General features: G+C 60.5%; 20 protein-coding genes. 10 read left to right on the forward strand and 10 right to left on the reverse strand.

Features of this window, described 5'->3' with window-relative positions; translation table 11 throughout:
• Positions 1-285 precede the first annotated feature (285 nt).
• Positions 286-1914 carry an acyl-CoA dehydrogenase family protein gene (locus tag GN330_RS10545; RefSeq protein WP_156712617.1) on the forward strand — a complete coding sequence of 543 codons (1629 nt, stop codon included), beginning with the start codon at positions 286-288 and terminating at the stop codon, positions 1912-1914.
• On the opposite strand, the gene GN330_RS10550 is transcribed toward GN330_RS10545, so the two are convergent.
• Positions 1896-2834 (reverse strand): AEC family transporter, encoded by a 939-nt coding sequence (locus GN330_RS10550; RefSeq protein ID WP_156712618.1) that lies wholly within the window; start codon positions 2832-2834, stop codon positions 1896-1898. The genes GN330_RS10545 and GN330_RS10550 overlap by 19 nt on opposite strands.
• Positions 2835-3048: 214 nt before the next feature.
• Here GN330_RS10550 and GN330_RS10555 point away from each other — a divergent pair, with 214 nt between their 5' ends.
• Positions 3049-3633 (forward strand): hypothetical protein, encoded by a 585-nt coding sequence (locus GN330_RS10555; protein WP_156712619.1) that lies wholly within the window; start codon positions 3049-3051, stop codon positions 3631-3633.
• A complete protein-coding gene (locus tag GN330_RS10560) occupies positions 3633-3944 on the forward strand; it encodes a DUF6105 family protein (protein ID WP_156712620.1) in 312 nt (103 codons plus the stop codon). The genes GN330_RS10555 and GN330_RS10560 overlap by 1 nt, the downstream gene beginning before the upstream one ends.
• Here the strand turns inward: GN330_RS10560 and ruvX are convergent.
• Positions 3911-4396, reverse strand: a complete 486-nt coding sequence (ruvX, locus tag GN330_RS10565; protein ID WP_156712621.1) for a Holliday junction resolvase RuvX — start codon at positions 4394-4396, stop codon at positions 3911-3913. The two genes, GN330_RS10560 and ruvX, sit on opposite strands and share 34 nt — an antisense overlap.
• A 79-nt stretch (positions 4397-4475) precedes the next feature.
• On the opposite strand from ruvX, the gene GN330_RS10570 reads away from it, so the two are divergent.
• From GN330_RS10570 to GN330_RS10590, 5 genes are all read left to right on the forward strand, one after another.
• Positions 4476-5183 (forward strand): metal-dependent hydrolase, encoded by a 708-nt coding sequence (locus GN330_RS10570; protein ID WP_156712622.1) that lies wholly within the window; start codon positions 4476-4478, stop codon positions 5181-5183.
• A gap of 111 nt (positions 5184-5294) precedes the next feature.
• Entirely contained in the window at positions 5295-5582 is a 288-nt protein-coding gene (gatC, locus tag GN330_RS10575) for an Asp-tRNA(Asn)/Glu-tRNA(Gln) amidotransferase subunit GatC (protein ID WP_156712623.1), read from the forward strand.
• Positions 5583-5587: 5 nt separating this feature from the next.
• Positions 5588-6058 carry a GNAT family N-acetyltransferase gene (locus GN330_RS10580; RefSeq protein ID WP_156712624.1) on the forward strand — a complete coding sequence of 157 codons (471 nt, stop codon included), beginning with the start codon at positions 5588-5590 and terminating at the stop codon, positions 6056-6058.
• Positions 6055-7542, forward strand: coding sequence for an Asp-tRNA(Asn)/Glu-tRNA(Gln) amidotransferase subunit GatA (gene gatA / locus GN330_RS10585; RefSeq protein ID WP_156712625.1), 1488 nt, complete (start codon positions 6055-6057; stop codon positions 7540-7542). Before GN330_RS10580 ends, gatA begins: the two co-directional genes overlap by 4 nt.
• A 90-nt stretch (positions 7543-7632) precedes the next feature.
• Positions 7633-9093, forward strand: a complete 1461-nt coding sequence (locus tag GN330_RS10590; RefSeq protein ID WP_156712626.1) for an amidase — start codon at positions 7633-7635, stop codon at positions 9091-9093.
• 621 nt (positions 9094-9714) lie between these two features.
• Here the strand turns inward: GN330_RS10590 and GN330_RS10595 are convergent.
• From GN330_RS10595 to GN330_RS23460, 4 genes are all read right to left on the reverse strand, one after another.
• Entirely contained in the window at positions 9715-10491 is a 777-nt protein-coding gene (locus tag GN330_RS10595; RefSeq protein WP_156712627.1) for an RHS repeat-associated core domain-containing protein, read from the reverse strand.
• Positions 10488-10631 (reverse strand): hypothetical protein, encoded by a 144-nt coding sequence (locus GN330_RS10600; protein WP_156712628.1) that lies wholly within the window; start codon positions 10629-10631, stop codon positions 10488-10490. The genes GN330_RS10595 and GN330_RS10600 overlap by 4 nt, the downstream gene beginning before the upstream one ends.
• A gap of 175 nt (positions 10632-10806) precedes the next feature.
• Positions 10807-11712, reverse strand: coding sequence for a leucine-rich repeat domain-containing protein (locus tag GN330_RS10605; RefSeq protein WP_156712629.1), 906 nt, complete (start codon positions 11710-11712; stop codon positions 10807-10809).
• Entirely contained in the window at positions 11705-12256 is a 552-nt protein-coding gene (locus GN330_RS23460) for an RHS repeat-associated core domain-containing protein (protein ID WP_197435136.1), read from the reverse strand. The genes GN330_RS10605 and GN330_RS23460 overlap by 8 nt, the downstream gene beginning before the upstream one ends.
• On the opposite strand from GN330_RS23460, the gene GN330_RS10615 reads away from it, so the two are divergent.
• Positions 12185-12610, forward strand: a complete 426-nt coding sequence (locus GN330_RS10615; protein ID WP_156712630.1) for a hypothetical protein — start codon at positions 12185-12187, stop codon at positions 12608-12610. The two genes, GN330_RS23460 and GN330_RS10615, sit on opposite strands and share 72 nt — an antisense overlap.
• 748 nt (positions 12611-13358) lie before the next feature.
• On the opposite strand, the gene GN330_RS23465 is transcribed toward GN330_RS10615, so the two are convergent.
• From GN330_RS23465 to GN330_RS10635, 4 genes are all read right to left on the reverse strand, one after another.
• Positions 13359-13799 (reverse strand): RHS repeat-associated core domain-containing protein, encoded by a 441-nt coding sequence (locus GN330_RS23465; RefSeq protein ID WP_197435114.1) that lies wholly within the window; start codon positions 13797-13799, stop codon positions 13359-13361.
• A gap of 308 nt (positions 13800-14107) precedes the next feature.
• Entirely contained in the window at positions 14108-14713 is a 606-nt protein-coding gene (locus GN330_RS10625; RefSeq protein WP_156712631.1) for a hypothetical protein, read from the reverse strand.
• 29 nt (positions 14714-14742) lie between these two features.
• Positions 14743-15528: an RHS repeat-associated core domain-containing protein gene (locus tag GN330_RS10630; protein WP_156712632.1), complete on the reverse strand. Its 786-nt coding sequence runs from the start codon at positions 15526-15528 to the stop codon at positions 14743-14745.
• Positions 15528-15671, reverse strand: coding sequence for a hypothetical protein (locus GN330_RS10635; RefSeq protein ID WP_156712633.1), 144 nt, complete (start codon positions 15669-15671; stop codon positions 15528-15530). The genes GN330_RS10630 and GN330_RS10635 overlap by 1 nt, the downstream gene beginning before the upstream one ends.
• 455 nt (positions 15672-16126) lie before the next feature.
• Between GN330_RS10635 and GN330_RS10640 the strand changes: the two genes are divergently transcribed.
• A protein-coding gene (locus tag GN330_RS10640) for an IS630 family transposase (protein WP_210252320.1) occupies positions 16127-17073 on the forward strand; the annotation gives its coding sequence in 2 pieces (ribosomal slippage) (positions 16127-16466 and positions 16466-17073; 948 coding nt in all).
• The last annotated feature ends 37 nt before the right edge of the window (positions 17074-17110 follow it).

The raw sequence follows: 17110 nt of genomic DNA on the forward strand, positions 1-17110 counted from the left end.
TGGCGGCTTCTCCCCAGGGAATCGGCCCGGCGCGCGCTTGCGCTCGCGACGGAATAGTGTTCGCGTACAAGGCGATACCTACGCTATAACGAACCGATCGATGTGCCGAATCCGCAATTCGTCGCCGTATCCTGCGGGCATCGATCGAATTTCGCATTCGACGGGGGACCCACGCAAATGCAACGGTTCGGGTATGGTTTCCAAGTTGACGTTTGTGTCGGCAGGCTGGAAACCGGAAGAGGCGAACGTCAAAATACACCATGCCAGAGGTGAGGGGATTCTTCGTTGACGCATGAGGTGACCAACCAGCCTCCACCTTTGTGGGGCGCCAATGCCTGGCGCGGCGACCCGCTGCTCGTCCAGCTATGCGAGGATTTCTCCGCCGAGGTCAGGAAGGATCTCGATGTCGTCGGCCGCTTCGCACTGTCGGCGGAGGCGCAAGACCTGGCGCGGCTGGCCAATAGCGAAGCGCCGCGGCTGCGCACCCACGACCGTTACGGGCATCGCCTCGACCAAGTCGAGTACCACCCCGCCTATCACGCGCTGATGCGCCGCTCGGTCGCCAACGGGCTGCATGCCTCGATCTGGGAGAACGGCCAGGCTGAAACCGGCCAGCGCCACCAGGTGCGCGGCGTGCGCTTCTTCATGACGGCGGGTCTGGAATGCGGCCATCTGTGCCCGATCACCATGACCAGCGCCTCGCTGGCCGCGCTGATGGCCTCGCCAAAACTGTTTCGCGAATGGGCGCCGCGCGTGACGACGCGCAAATACGACCAGTCGCACCGTCCGCCGGTCGAAAAGGCCGGTCTGACCCTCGGCATGGGCATGACGGAAAAGCAGGGCGGCACCGACGTGCGCGCCAACACCACCCGGGCCGAACCGGTCGGCAAGGGGTTTTACCGCATCACCGGCCATAAATGGTTCATGTCGGCGCCGATGTGCGACGCCTTTCTGGTTCTGGCGCAGGCGCCGGAGGGGCTGTCCTGTTTCCTGGTGCCGCGTATTCTCAGCGGCGGCGAAGGCAACGGTTTCCGCTTTCAGCGCCTGAAGGACAAGCTCGGCAACCGCTCCAACGCCTCTTCGGAGGTCGAGTTCGTCAACGCGATCGGCGAACTGGTCGGCGAACCGGGCGGCGGCGTGCGCACGATCATGGACATGGTCACCATGACCCGGCTCGACTGCGCCCTGGCGTCGGCCGGCATCATGCGCGCGGCCGTGGCCGAGGCCGTGCACCACACGCGCCATCGGGCGGTTTTTGGTGAAAAGTTGCTTGACCGGCCGCTGATGATCCGTGTTCTGGCCGATCTCGCCCTCGACGTCGCCGCCGCGACGGCGCTGTCGTTCCGCCTGGCCCGCGCCTTCGACGAAGCGGCCGAGGATCGCGGCGCGGCCGCCTTTGCCCGCGCCATGACGCCGGTGGTCAAATACTGGGTGTGCAAGATCTGCCCGAGCATCGTCTACGAGGCGATGGAGTGTCTGGGCGGCAACGGTTATGTCGAGGAAGCGCCGCTGGCGCGACTTTATCGCGAGGCGCCACTCAACGCGATCTGGGAAGGGTCTGGCAACGTCATGGCGCTCGACCTTCTGCGCGTGATCCGGCAGGCGCCGAACCTCTTGGAAGCGGTTCTGGACGGCATCGCCGCCGATCTGGGCCCGAGCGGGCCTGGCACGACCGAGGTGCTGCGGGCGGCGATGGGGGTGGCGCGGTCGGACGAAGGGGCAGGGCGGATCCTGGCCGAACAGCTCGCGCTCGCAGCCGCGGCCGCCGAACTGCGGCGGCTCGGCGCCGGCCACATCGCCGACGCCTTCGTGGAAACCCGGCTCGCCGGCCAGTGGCGCAGCACCTACGGCATGCTCGACGCCCGCCACGACGCACGCATGATCGTCGACACGCTTTATCCCGAGCCGATATAGGCCACGACCGACAGTACGGCCGGGATCGACAGGAACGACACCGCCGTCTGCATGGTGGTCACAGTGGCGTAGAGTTCGGCGTCGCCGCCGAGTTGGCGCGCCAGGAGAAAACCGTTCATCGCGGTGGGTACCGCCGCGCACAGCGCCAGATAACGCAATTCGGGTCCACCGACGCCGCACAGCATCGCCAGCCCGATCAGCAGCGCCGGGTAGACGGCGAGTTTCAGCACGACCGGAACCCAGACCGCCACGCGTGGCCGCAGCAATTTGGCCGGGCGCAGGCCGGCGCCGATGGTCAACAGGCCCATGCCGAGGGCGGCGCGACCGACCAGGTCGAATGTCTGGTTGAGCGGGTCGTAGAGATCGAACGGCGCAGCGCGCAGCAAAAGCGCGGCCACTGAGGCGAGGATCAGCGGATTGCGCGCGACCGAGCGCACGACATAGCCCCAGGACGCGGTCCGGTCGGCAAAACGGGTCACGACCGCGATTGACTGGATATTGATGGGAACGATGATCGCCGCCATCACAAGCGCGACCACGGCGACGCCGGCGGCCGGAAAGCTGCGCTCGGCGATCGCCAGCGCCATAAACCCGTTCCAGCGCACCGAGGTCTGGAAGATGGAGGAGAATTCCGGTGCCGTCGCCAGCCCGCCGGCGCGCAGGAGGGGCCACAACGCCAGCGTAAGCGCCCCCATCGCCACGATCGACAGGACCAGCGCGGCGATCATCGCGTCGAGTTGCAGGCCGGAGAAATCCGCGTTCAGGATCGTGACGAACAAGAGCGCGGGATAGAGAAACCAGAACCCGAGCTTCTCCAGCCCCGGCCAGGCCGCATCGTCGACCAGCGGCAGCCGGCGCAGCAGATTGCCGGCGACCAGAAGCAGAAAGATCGGCAGCGTGGCTTCGAAGGTGGCGAGCATGCGGGCGGGGGCTTTCTCATCAATGTCCCCGGCTTTTAAAGTCGTTCATCTTGAAATGGAATCTATCGACCGCCGGAATGTCGCGGGCCTGGTACACTCACGCAAGTGCCCAGCCCGCCCGGCCAGCGTGCGCACCGCCGCCGTCATTAACCTTAACAAATGGTTTGCATTGCGGCCGTGTGGTCGCCCCGGCACTGTGCGGGGGACAGATCGGATGATGATGAAACGGATTCTCGCGCTTTTTATTCTGGCCTACTGGTCCGCCTTTTTCGGCGTTCTGGCCTTTATCGCGCTGACGGATGGCGGCGTGGTGGCGCCGATCCATCGCGCGCTCGACATCGGCCAGTGGACGGAGCGGGCGACGTCTATCGATTCGCCACTTTATGCCAGCGGTCTCGCCTTCGGTCTGATCCTGTCGGCCGTGCTTTTTATCTGGACCTTCCTGTCGGCCCTGTTCGAAAAGGTGGACGGCAATCGCGACACCGACGAGTTGGCGCGCCTGTCCTTCGGCGTGGGAACCGGCATGATGATGGTGCTGATGGCGACCGGCGTCGCGATCGGCGGGCAGGGACCGTTCGTCGCCGCATCGATCCATATCGTTGCCTTGATGGTGTCCTATATGGCCATGCGCGCCGAGGCGCGCCGCGCCGTGGAGACCGATGTGCCGCGCCCGCAGGACTATCCGGACGGACTGTCGCAGCAGCCGGTCGTGCGTCTGATGGCGCTCGGGGCGGCCCACAATTCCATGCTTTCGAAACTTTCAGGGCGCTCCGAGGCGGGCGGGGAACGGCAGAGCTGATGCGTTACATTCTGGGTTTCTGGGCCGTGCCGATGGGCCTTTTCTGGTCCTGGTTCCTGCTTGCGTCGAATGACTGGAATTTCGGCATGCTGTTTTTCAGCCGCGTGCTTTACGACCATGTCTTCGAGGTCTACGGCCAGATCACCGGGATCGCGCCCGACCAGCTGCCGGTCCTGATCGCCCGCGCCTGTGTCGTCGACACGTTTTTGATCTTCGGCATTTTTGCCTTCCGCCGCAGGAAGCAAATCGCGGCCTGGGTTTCGGCCCGGCGCCAGGATCACACGGAAGAGGCGGCCGCGCCCAGGGCCTGAAGCCGGTCGAGCGCGCCCTGCAAAATGAAGGCGGCCGCGGCCGAATCGATGCGGCCGCTGCGCTTTTTCCGTGATACGTCCATTTCGATCAGCGCGCGCTCGGCCGCTACCGTCGACAGTCTCTCGTCCCAGAAAACGAACGGCAGCGCGCTCAGCCGCTGCATGTTGCGCACGAAGGCCCGGCTTGCCTGCGCGCGCGGGCCCTCGCTGCCGTCCATGTTGACGGGCAGGCCCATGATCACCGCGCCGACATCGTCGGCGGCAAAGGCGCGCGCCAGCGCCTCGGCGTCGCGGGTGAATTTTCCCCGCGCCAGCACCTGGCGCGGATGGGCAAAGGACAGGCTCTTGTCGGACACGGCAAGCCCGATCGTCTTTTCGCCCAGGTCCAGTCCGGCGAGTGTGCGCCCCGGATCGAGGGCGGCGGGCAGGTCGTCGATCGAAATTATCGGCATCGGGCCAAGCATCCTTTTCTCCACGCGCCGTCATGGTCTAAACCCTAACGTGGCGCGACAATCATAGTGGAGAGGTTTGATGAAAATCACCTGGTACGGGCATTCGGCGTTTCGCGTCGAGGCGGGCGGGGCCACGATCCTGATCGATCCGTTCCTGAACGGCAATCCGTTCTTCGACGGCAGTGTGGACGAGGCCTGCAACGGGGTCAGCCACGTGCTTTTGACCCACGGCCACAACGACCATGTCGGCGACGCGCTCGAAATCCTGGGAAAGACCGGCGCCATGCTGGTCGCGAATTTCGAGATCTGCATGTATCTGGTCGGACAGGGCGTCGACGACGGCAAGATCAATCCCGGCAATCACGGCGGTACGGTGGAGTGCGGCGGTTTCACCACCACCTTCGTCAATGCGCTGCATTCGTCGTCCTTCGGCGGCGAGGGCGGCGCCAATATTTACCTGGGCAACCCGGCCGGCCTGGTGCTGCATTTTCCGAACGACAAGACGCTCTACCACATGGGCGACACCGACATTTTTTCCGACATGGCGCTGATCAACGAACTGCATGCGCCGCAGATCGGCCTGGTGCCGATCGGCGACCGGTTCACCATGGGCGGGGCGGTGGCCGCGCTCGCCTGCCAACGCTTTTTCAAGTTCGAGACCGTGATCCCGTGCCATTACGGCTCCTTCCCGGTCATCGACCAAACGCCGGACAAGTTCGTCGCCGGCATGGACGGGTCCGGGGTCAAGGTCGTCGTGCCGCAGAGCGGCGAAGCCCTGGAGCTGTAACGGCGGCCCGGCGTCCGCGCATGCGGTTGCACCGGCCGGCGCCGCCCGCTATAGCGCGGCTGGTGCCGTCCGCCGCGAGACGGGCGGCTCAGGTCCGTTGAGGAGAAGATCATGTCCGTCGATCCCGACACCGTCAAACGCGTGGCGCGCCTTGCCCGCATCGCCGTGACCGGCGAGGAGGCCGAACGCATGACCGGCGAGCTCAACACGATCCTGGGTTTCGTCGAGCAGTTGAACGAGGTCGACGTGACCGGCGTCGAACCGATGACGTCGGTCATTCCGATGACGATGAAAAAACGCCGCGACGTCGTCACCGACGGCGACCGCGCCGAGGACGTGGTCGCCAACGCGCCGGCCTCGGAGGAGGATTTCTTCCTGGTTCCCAAGGTCGTCGAGTAGCGCCGATGGAGGTGTCGATCGCCATCGAGACCCCGCTGCAGGACGATGTGCGCGCGCTGGTTGCCGACCTCAACGCCTATATGATGCCGCTGACGCCGCGCCAGTTCCAGTTCCAGCTCACCGTCGAGGAGATGGCGGCCCCTGACGTGACGCTGTTCGTGGCCCGGGACGCCAAGGGCCGGGCGGTCGGCATGGGGGCGCTCAAGGATCACGGCCGGGGGCTGGGCGAAGTGAAGCGCATGTATACGCTGCCGACACTGCGCGGCCAGCGGCTCGGCGCAAAACTGCTGGAGGCGATCGAGGCGCTGGCGCGTGACACGCAGATTAGCCGGCTCGTGCTGGAGACCGGCGACGCGCCGGGTTTCGAGGCGGCCTGGCGGCTCTACGAGCGCGGCGGGTTCGCGCCGTGCGGTGCGGTGCTCGGCTATCCCGATTCCGGCTACTCGAAATTCTATCAGAAAAGCATTGGCCAATGACCGTGAGCGAACTGACCCGACTGACCATAGCCGATGCGCGCGCCAGGCTGCGTGGACGCGACGTCTCCGCCGTCGAACTGACCGAGGCCTATCTTGAGGCGATCGACGCGGCCAACCCGGCGCTCAACGCCTATGTGGCTGTCACGCACGACAAGGCGCGCGCGATGGCCGCCGCCTCCGACGCGCGGCTGGCCGCCGGCGAGGCCGGTGCGCTGGAGGGCATACCGCTCGGGATCAAGGATCTATTCGCGACCGAGGGCGTGCACACCCAGGCAGGCAGCCACATTCTCGATTCCTTCCTGCCCCGCTACGAATCCACCGTGACGGCCAATCTGTGGGCCGACGGTGCGGTCATGCTCGGCAAGCTCAACATGGACGAGTTCGCCATGGGCTCGTCGAACGAGACCTCCTATTACGGCCCGGTCAAGAACCCGTGGCGCGCCAAGGGCTCCAATCTCGACCTGGTGCCGGGCGGTTCGTCGGGCGGCTCGGCGTCGGCGGTGGCGGCGTTCCTGTGCGCCGGCGCGACCGCGACCGACACCGGCGGCTCGATCCGCCAACCGGCCGCCTTTACCGGCACGGTCGGCATCAAGCCGACCTATGGCCGCTGCTCGCGCTGGGGCACGGTTGCCTTCGCCTCCTCGCTCGACCAGGCCGGCCCGATCGCCCGCGACGTGCGCGACGCGGCGATCCTTCTTAAGTCGATGGCCTCCGTAGACGACAAGGACACGACCTCGGTCGACCGGCCGGTGCCCGACTACGAGGCCGCGCTCGGCAAGTCGGTGAAGGGCATGAAGATCGGCGTGCCGAAGGAATACCGCCTCGACGGCATGCCCGAGGAGATCGAGGCCTTGTGGCAGAAAGGCATCGACTGGATGCGCGATGCCGGCGCCGAGATCGTCGACATCTCGCTGCCGCACACCAAATACGCGCTGCCGGCCTATTATATCGTCGCCCCGGCCGAGGCCTCGTCCAACCTGGCGCGCTACGACGGCGTGCGCTACGGGCTGCGCGAGGCGGGCGCCGACATCACCGCCATGTACGAAAAGACGCGCGCGGCCGGCTTCGGCCGCGAGGTCAAGCGGCGCGTGATGATCGGCACCTATGTGCTGTCGGCCGGCTATTACGACGCCTATTATGTGCGCGCGCAAAAGGTGCGCACGCTGATCAAGCGCGATTTCGAAACCGTGTTCGCCGACGGCGTCGACGCCATCCTGACGCCGGCGACGCCGTCGGCCGCCTTTGGCATCGCCGACCAGGACATGGCCGCCGATCCGGTGAAAATGTACCTGAACGACATTTTCACGGTGACGGTCAACATGGCCGGCCTGCCTGGCATCGCCGTGCCCGCCGGTCTCGACAAGAGCGGCCTGCCGCTCGGCCTGCAGCTGATCGGGCGCCCGTTCGAGGAGGAAACGCTGTTTCAGGCCGGCCACGTCATCGAGCAGGCGGCGGGCCGGTTTTCGCCCGAGCGCTGGTGGTAGGGCCGGCCTGAACCGGCCCGGTCGCGGCGATCGCGGCCTCTTCTATCCGGCACGGAAAGGTTTTAGCGTGCCGGCGAGGGAGGATCGCCGATGCTGAAAAACACCGCGCCGCAACCGGGCGAGGGGCGCTTTGCGCCCGTGGACGAGATCTGCCGGCTCGGCGTGGCCGATCTGGTGGCCAAGATCCGGGGGCGGTCCGTGTCGGTCGCCGAGGTCGCGGCCGCCTATCTCGACCGCATCGAGACCGTCAACGGCCACGTCAACGCGCTGGTCTCGCTGCGCCCGGCCGCCGACGTCCTGCGCGAGGCGGACCGGGCCGATGCGCGGCTTGCCGCCGGCGAGAGCGTCGGCGCCCTGTTCGGCGTGCCGGTCGCGGTCAAGGATCTCGCCCAGACCAAGGGGCTGCGCACCACGTTCGGCTCGCCGCTTTTTTCCGCCCACGTGCCGGATGTCGACGATTATTTCGTCGAGCGGCTGCGCGCGGCCGGCGCGATCCTGATCGGCAAGACCAACGTGCCGGAATTCGGCCTGGGCTCCAACACCTACAATCCGGTCTTCGGCGCGACGGCGAATGCCTACGATCCCGCGCTGACGGCCGGCGGCTCGAGCGGCGGCGCGGCGGTGGCGCTGGCGCTGCACATGCTGCCGGTCGCCGACGGCAGCGACATGGGCGGCTCGCTGCGCAACCCGGCCGCCTACAACAATGTCTACGGCTTGCGCCCCTCGCAGGGCCGGGTGCCCGGCGGCCCTGCGCCGGACGCGTTCGTGGCCCAGATGGGCGTCGACGGGCCGATGGGCCGCAGCGTGCGCGACATGGCGCTGCTGTTGTCGGTGCAGGCCGGCCACGACCCGCGCGCGCCGCTGTCGCTCGGCGGCGACAGCGATTTCGCGGCCGGGCTCGCGCCGCGGGTCGAGGGCGCGCGGATCGCCTGGCTGGGCGATCTGGGCGGGCATCTGGCGCTCGAGCCCGGGATTGCAGAATTGTGCACGGCCGCGCTGCGGCTTTTGCAGAACGAAGGCGCGCAGATCGATGATTTCACGCCGAAATTCGATTTCGAGGCGCTGTGGCAGGCCTTCGTCACGCTGCGCCATTTCACCAGCGGCAGCGCGCTCAAGATCCACTATGACGACCCCGAAAAACGCGCCCTGATGAAGCCGGAGGCGATTTTCGAGGTCGAGGGGGGGCTCGACCTGCGCGCCGAGCGGATTTTTGCCGCCTCGCAGCGGCGCACGGAGTGGTACCGCCACGTGGTCGGCCTGTTCGAGCGCTTCGACTTTCTGGCCGCGCCGACGGCGCAGGTGTTTCCGTTTGCCCTCGAGCGCCACTGGCCCGACGCGATCGCCGGCCGGGCGATGGACAGCTATCATCGCTGGATGGAGGTCTGCGCGCTCGCCACCATGGCCGGCTGCCCGGCCGTCAACGTGCCGGTCGGCTTCGACGCGCGGGGGCGGCCGATGGGCATGCAGCTGATCGGGCGCCCGCGCGGCGACCAGGCCGTGCTCGATCTCGCCGCCGGCTACGAGCGCCTCACGCCCTGGGGCGTGCGCTGAGGCGGCGTGATCCGACAGGCGCTGCGCCTCGTGCTTTGCCGCCGATAATGGAACCGATTTGGCTGGCGTTGTCCGCGCGACACCTTGACCGGCGTCGACGTGCAGCCGGCGAAAAACATGGCTGAAATCAGGAGGATGGAACGCGCCGGCCGCATGGGAATGTCCCTCGATGAGAATCCATCTTAGGGCTTCATGCGGAAGCCGCTACGACTGCCTCGTCAGTTTCGCAGGCTGTCCACAAGCAACTTTGGCGTGTTGGATTGGCTTGCGAGGCTGAATTAATATCCTATGCCGGCACCGGAACTTACCCGGGAATCTTGAAATGAATGAATCGCGAATCTCAGAGCCTATTCTTATTTTTTTTTGCTATGAATTCTACGCAGCGCCATATGAAGTAATATTCAATCAAAAATAAAAATATACCGATCTTTGTTAAAATGTCCGCGTTTTTTTCGATAGACGTGCTTATCACAAAGGCGAAAAAACATGCGATGGGTACAACGTAGTCAGAAATTTGATTCTGATACGAACCACGCTTCTGCTTTACATGATCCCTCAATCTAATATAAAGCGCGGCACAAAGAACGACAACCATGAATACAAAAAGGTAGATCAACGTCATTACTCCGACTCCTCACTTGACTCTGTTCCTCTAGCAGCCTCATCGTTCGACAAAGCTGATTCATTTTCGACCTCAGGCGCCGGTTTTGTTCCTACCGAAGGGGCAACGGGGCCAAATATCGCGCTAAGGTCAAGCGTAAAGGTTTCGCCGATTGTTGAATAGAAGCCAGCACCAATACCAATGCTCCCCGCGGCATAACCCCCATTTTCCGGAACACTTTGACGGCCTGGTTCCGAGAAATTGGCTGGCGACCTTACCTCAATACCAGCACCTACAGCCGACAAGCCTGGCACGTCGATATCTACTTCTACAGTCGTCCCCTTGGGGCTTGTAGCAGGTCCGACCTGCTGACCGTACTTCCCACTAGCACTTGCAGCCTGCCCTATTCCGACGCCAATTCCCAATGACAATCTGTACTCGCCGGTTTCGTCACTCGAGTAGAACCCAATTTCAACCTCGACAACACCAAGTAACCCAAAGGCCACTTCGACACCGCTATATTCGTAGTTGTGCCCGTTGTTGTCCGCCTTGTTCACCGGATCGTTCCCGGCATAGGCATAGCGGTTGGTGCCCACCCCCTCCATGATCGGATCCCAATCGTCGGGTGAGATGAAGCGGCCGAAGATCGGGTCCATGTAGCGGGCGTTGAGATAGATCAGCCCGGTCTCGGGGTCGTGGCGCTCGCCGATAAAACCCTTCTGGGTCTGGAAGCCGCTGTTCAACCGCTCGCCATAGGCGGGGTAGCCGGTCCGCTCGACCACCGTGCCGGTCGTCAACCGGCCTCGTCACCACGTAAAGGCGAGTTTTTGGCATGCAGCCGGTCGACCATGTCGGAAAAGGAATCCTTGACCGGCGTCGACGTGCAGCCGGCGAAAAACATGGCTGAAATCAGGAGGATGGAACGCGCCGGCCGCATGGGGATGTCCCTCGATGGACGGCTATTCTAGAGCCCTGCGGGGCGCCCACCACGAACTGATCGCCACTTTCGCGGGCTGTTCACAAGCAATTTTGGCATATGGTTCTAATATTTATACGCAGTCTCTACCAAGAATGCATAGTATCTTATGCAGCACGCAATGCGCACTGCGCCATTACGTCCTTTTTAGAATATCTCCCGGTACTTCTAAATTATCCCAGTTCCATTTTCTGGAAATCTTGTGAGAGTAATGCTTTCGTTGAGCAAAGGCGACCATCGTAAGTTCTTGCAATGCCTCAAGGCACCCAAAATTCCCATCAATAACATTTGTATCACCAGCAAGCCAGAGGGCTTTTAGTTTTTTGAGGCGACAAACGAATTCTATATTCTCAATTTCTCCCATGTTTTCTAGAAAAAGATAACTAACTCCACTAATATTGCCGATGAAAGTTATTTCTTCAATCTTCTTGCACTCTCTAATCTCAAGCCACTGCAAGTTACTAGCTTGCTGGATGCTTTCAATGTTTTTTAGTTTCTTGCATTTTGAAAGAACAATTTTGAAAAGTTTTGGCGAAATGTGAGGTAATTCACATATTTCAGAGTTTACCAACTCTAGAGACCTTAGATTTTTTAGATTACCCATCCTAGATATATTTGTAGATTTGGTGTCTCTTAGAGTTATATCGCAGATATTTCTAGAATCGAATACCTTATAATATCCTGGCTGCCAGTCTAAATATACCTCTCGGAGGTTTTCTAGGGCTCCAAATTCAATCACAGAATCGGTCAAAACCGATAAGTTTAACATCTCAAGAGATGCCAGATCGCTGACTGCCTCCAAATTCGTGGCAGTCTCCGCTATGATCTGCAACCCCTTGATGTGGGGTATTTTTGACAAAAACGAGTAGTCAGTACAACGCCACCCGTCTGCCACGTTAAGCGTAAGATAATATACCCCGCACTTCAGCATTTCGTCTATTATATCGTCGCTCCATCTGCCTGTTATCTCAAGAATTTTTCGCGTATCAGCGCCACTTCTTAATTCGATGACTTTTCCGTATGATTTTATATTTCTATCCATTAATCGACCACTCCAAGAAGGCCCCATTTTCCGGAACACTTTGACGGCCTGGTTCCGAGAAATTGGCTGGCGACCTTACCTCAATACCAGCACCTACAGCCGACAAGCCTGGCACGTCGATATCTACTTCTACAGTCGTCCCCTTGGGGCTTGTAGCAGGTCCGACCTGCTGACCGTACTTCCCACTAGCACTTGCAGCCTGCCCTATTCCGACGCCAATTCCCAATGACAATCTGTACTCGCCGGTTTCGTCACTCGAGTAGAACCCAATTTCAACCTCGACAACACCAAGTAACCCAAAGGCCACTTCGACACCGCTATATTCGTAGTTGTGCCCGTTGTTGTCCGCCTTGTTCACCGGATCGTTGCCGGCATAGGCATAGCGGTTGGTGCCCACCCCCTCCATGATCGGATCCCAATCGTCGGGTGAGATGAAGCGGCCGAAGACCGGGTCCATATAGCGTGCATTGAGATGGATCAGCCCGGTCTCGGGGTCGTGGCGCTCGCCGATAAAGCCCTTCTGGGTCTGGAAGCCGCTGTTCAGCCGCTCGCCATAGGCGGCGCAGCCGGACCGGCGGCCACCGGGCCGGTCGTCAGCCGGCGCGAACCGGCCTCGTCATCACGTAAAGGCGAGTTTTTGGCATGCAGCCGGTCGACCATTTCGGAAAAGGAATCCTTGACCGGCGTCGACGTGCAGCCGGCGAAAAACATGGCTGAAATCAGAAGGATGGAACGCGCCGGCCGCATGGGATGTCCCTCGATGGACGGCTATTCTAGAGCCTTGCGGGGCGCCCACCACGAACTGATCGCCACTTTCGCGGGCTGTTCACAAGCAATTTTGGCGTGTTGGGAGCACTTGCGACGCATATGTGAGGACGACGCTTACAACAGCCGATGACGGCAACCTCATGAGCGGCCAACTGCGCGGGTGAGAACATGTCGATACGAGCTAATGTCGAGGCTTCATCAGATAGATTACGATCGCATATATCAGCGCGGCAAAGATCAAATTTAATATTCTCGATATTTCCATCGTCATAAATCCAAGGAATACCATTATCAAGAAAAGTATTATAGGTACGTAATTTATAACAAAAAACCCGAACTCTCTTGGTTCAAACCCCACTATCTTCATCTTAAACGATATCGCAGCCGAAATTCCAAGAATACATATTAGAAAATAAACATACCATGTGCTCGAGAAGTAAATTATCATAGCGGATAGTGCCATGAAATAGATCAACAGAACGATTGCATGCGGAAAAAGAGCGCCATAAACTCTCTTCAATTTCCATTCTCCTCTGCCGCCGTGTCTGATTCAGAACCATCTGAACCTTCACTAGTCTCAATCGAGGGCTGTTGGTCTACTCCCGTTTCTTCTAGCCCAAAAAGACTCTGGATCAGCCCGCGCACAGAAATGCTTACAGTTGTTGTGTTACCGACTGATGCTCCCGGCGTGATCAATCCCCCGCGTACTCGGCCTTTTAAGCTTCCGGACGTAAGTGGATCAGCGAGTTCCAAGCCCGGAGACTCGAGAGATTGGGCCACCGAAGCCGAAACCGCTCCTGCTGCTACTGTGGCGTCCACCTCATTCTCGAGCGAAACGGCCTTGCTCGTTCCCTTTTGCTGGCCTTTGGGTGATGCCACTACTCCAACGCCCATCGCGCCAGATATCCAGCTCTGCCACCCGCTCCGATTGACACTTCCATGTCTATAGCCTCGTCCGGGGATGTTGGAACTGTCACTTCTATCTCAATCCGTCCTTTGAATCCAAACCCATACGTTGCTTCGAAAGCGGCAGTGAAGCCAACCGAAAAATGCCCATTGTTGTCCGCCTTGTTAACCGGATCGTTCCCGGCATAGGCATAGCGGTTGGTGCCGACGCCCTCCAGGATCGGATCCCAATCGTCGGGCGAGATGAAGCGGCCGAAGACCGGGTCCATATAGCGTGCATTGAGATGGATCAGCCCGGTCTCGGGGTCGTGGCGCTCGCCGATAAAGCCCTTCTGGGTCTGGAAGCCGCTGTTCAGCCGCTCGCCATAGACGGGGTAGCCGGACCGGCGGCCACCGGGCCGGTCGTCAACCATCGTGAACTGGCCTCGTCATCACGTAGAGGCGAGTTCTTGGCATGCAGCCGGTCGACCATGTCGGAGAAGGAATCCTTGACCGGCGTCGATGTGCAGCCGGCGAAAAACATAGCTGAAATCAGAAGGATGGAACGCGCCGGCCGCATGGGGATGTCCCTCGATGAGAATCCATCTTAGGCCCTTGCGCGATAGTCGCTACGAAAGGATGGCCACTTTCGCGCGCTATCCACAAGCTACTTCTTGGTGACCAAACAGATCGATCAACCATCGCAGAAAATCTTGTGAAGATTACCAGCACGTTTCTTTTTCTATTTTATCAAAGGAAGGATGCGCGCTGCCAGCCATTTCCTTGATTGCTCGCCATCCGCATACGTACCAATGTATCGCTCGAATTCGGCTCGACCACGATTTTTGTAATCCCATATCTTGTCAAAATCATATGTTAGTTCACTCGAAGCAACAACAATCGAAAAATCAAAGAACATAAAGCTCACTATCGAGAACGACCCATCAACACATGTTATACCTTGCGTCTCTCTCACCCTTGCGTTCGACATCCATACTATGTTTTTCAAGGAAAACTTGTCTACAAAAATAACATCTAAGTCAGAAAGGCCGAAAGAATTCCAGAAATAGCATTCGCGCTTGTGGAGCAGATCAGATAGCTCAGCAAATTTTTCTACGTCGCTTTCCTGCGGTGATTCGTAAATGCTTGAAACAGATCCTCTGATGATTCTCGTTTGGCTGGTTGACTCAGGTTTCATCAAAGTATATTTACGGCCTTTTCCGATATCTACAACTTCTTCATGATACAAGTATCCAAGTATTTTTTTGCAATTTTCGATATCTTCCTTCATAGGCAATGTAGAGGACGGAGGAATTATGCTGCCAAAATACTCTCTAGTATTTCTCATAGGGGCTACCTTACGCACGTTTGCGATGATTATTGCTCGGTGCTATCGTCATCACCTTCCGCTTGCTCTTCCTCTTTCGCAACCGGCTCAGGTTGTTCTTGTACACGCACTTTAGGTCCAATTCTGTTGTGCCGAGGGCCGCGTTGAACTTCAATCGTACGCCCGCTTGTTTTCTTTGAGCCCGGCCTGTCAACAACTCTCGTTGGGCCGATGTCTACGGCAACCCCAGGTCCTGCTTGCGTTGTGATCGACTTCGGTTTCGACGCCCCTGCCAATCCTTTGACATTCTCCATTGTGCGGTCACCCTGTTCCGGCGTAACTTCGAGGCCATGTGGCCCCTCGATTGCGCCTTCCGTGACCGTATCAACGACGTCCGCTGCGCTCGCGGTTTCTTGTCCTTCACCGCCCATATCGACGGCTTCTTCATCTGGAGCTTCTTCGGAAAAAAGTCCCGGAAACCGATCGTTGATTTCGTCAATTGCCTTCTTAGCACCGTAACTGACAGCAAGCCCGATAGCGATCATTCCCCATTCGGTGAGCGATATGGCAGTATGCCCATTGTTGTCAGCCTTATTCACCGGATCGTTCAGCGCATACGCATAGCGGTTGGTGCCCACCCCCTCCATGATCGGATCCCAATCGTCGGGTGAGATGAAGCGGCCGAAGATCGGGTCCATGTAGCGGGCGTTGAGATAGATCAGCCCGGTCTCGGGGTCGTGGCGCTCGCCGATAAAGCCTTTCTGGGTCTGGAAGCCGGTATTCAGCCGCTCGCCAAAAGCGGCGTAGCCGGTCTGCTCGACCACCGTGCCGGTCATCAACCGGCCTCGTCACCACGTAAAGGCGAGTTTTTGGCATGCAGCCGGTCGACCATGTCGGGAAAGGAATCCTTGACCGGCGTCGACGTGCAGCCGGCGAAAAACGTGGCTGAAATCAGCAGGATGGAACGCGCCGGCCGCATGGGAATGTCCCTCGATGAGAGTCTATCTTAAGGTTTTGCGCGATAGTCGCCACGACCGGTCCGTCAGTTTGACGGGGTTTCCACAAGCAACTTTGGCGTGTTGGCGGACGGCTTCTGGGTGGAAGCACCATCAAGCAACCGAACTCTGGGTGTCGTTGGCAGGTGCAGCGGCGACGCCGTTGCGGCTGCGGTGCCGGTATTGGAATAGGTGAAACTCTCGTCGAGCGCGTTGTTGCCGAGATTGTCGGCCGTCAGAGCCAGTCGAATCGTAGCTGGAGGCCCAGCTTACGGCCGCCGTCAGCCCGGTGATGGCGGTGATGCGCCGGCATCGTCGCGCGCATATTTATTGTCGAGGATGACCTAGAGCATCTTCGAAGAACGCAGAGTCGGTTTTGGGATTCACGCGGTCGTGTTTGTCTGATTCACTGACGCTGGCGATTTGGCAGGAGGTGAAGATGACGAGGAGCCTGAGCGGCGACCTTCGCGGTCGGGTGATTGCGGCGATCGAGGATGGGGTTTCGACGCGGGAGGCGGCGCGTCGCTTTCGCATCGGGATCTCGACGGCCGGGGCCTGGTATCGCCGCTATCGCGAGACCGGCGAGACCGAGGCGCGCAAGCAGGGCCAGCCGTCTCACTCGAAGCTCGATGCGCACGAGGCTTTCATTGTGGGCCTGATCGAGGCGGCGCCGGACATCACGCTTGCCGAGATCGGCGAGCGCCTTGCCGCCGAGCGCGGCGTGCGGGCTGCGCCCTCGACAGTCTGGCTGTTCCTCGACCGGCGCGGCATCACGTTCAAAAAAAGTCGGCGCATGCTGCCGAACAGCAGCGCCCCGATGTCCTGCGCCGCCGCATAGCCTGGTTCGATAGCCAGCTCGATCTCAATCCCGAGAAGCTGATCTTCATCGACGAGACCGCGGCATCCACAAAGATGGCCCGGCTACGAGGGCGCGCGCCTTGTGGCGAACGATGCCGGGCGGCCGTTCCGCATGGTCATTGGAAAACGACCACCTTCACCGCCGGCCTGCGACTGTCCGGCATGGCGGCGCCGATGCTGCTTGACGGCCCGATGAATGGTCCCGCGTTCCTGGCCTATGCCGAGCAAGTGCTCGCGCCAGAGCTGCGCCCTGGTGACATCGTGATCATGGACAACTTGCCGGCTCACAAGATCAGCAGCGTGCGCGAGGCCATCGAGAAGGTCGGGGCGCGGCTCCTGTTCCTCCCGCCATACTCGCCGGACTTCAACCCCATCGAAATGGCTTTCTCGAAGCTCAAAGCCTTGCTCAGAAAGGCCGCCGCGAGAACCGTTGACGAATTGTGGTCAGTTGTCGCCGATTGCCCCTCCGCCTTCATCGCCGAGGAATGCCGGCACTATTTCGAGGCAGCCGGATATGACCCGGATTAAGTCGAATCTGCTCTAGCCGCCGGGCCGCTTGGTGGTG

Source organism: Nitratireductor arenosus, from assembly GCF_009742725.1.
In the GTDB taxonomy this organism is placed as follows: Bacteria; Pseudomonadota; Alphaproteobacteria; order Rhizobiales; family Rhizobiaceae; genus Mangrovimarina; species Mangrovimarina arenosa.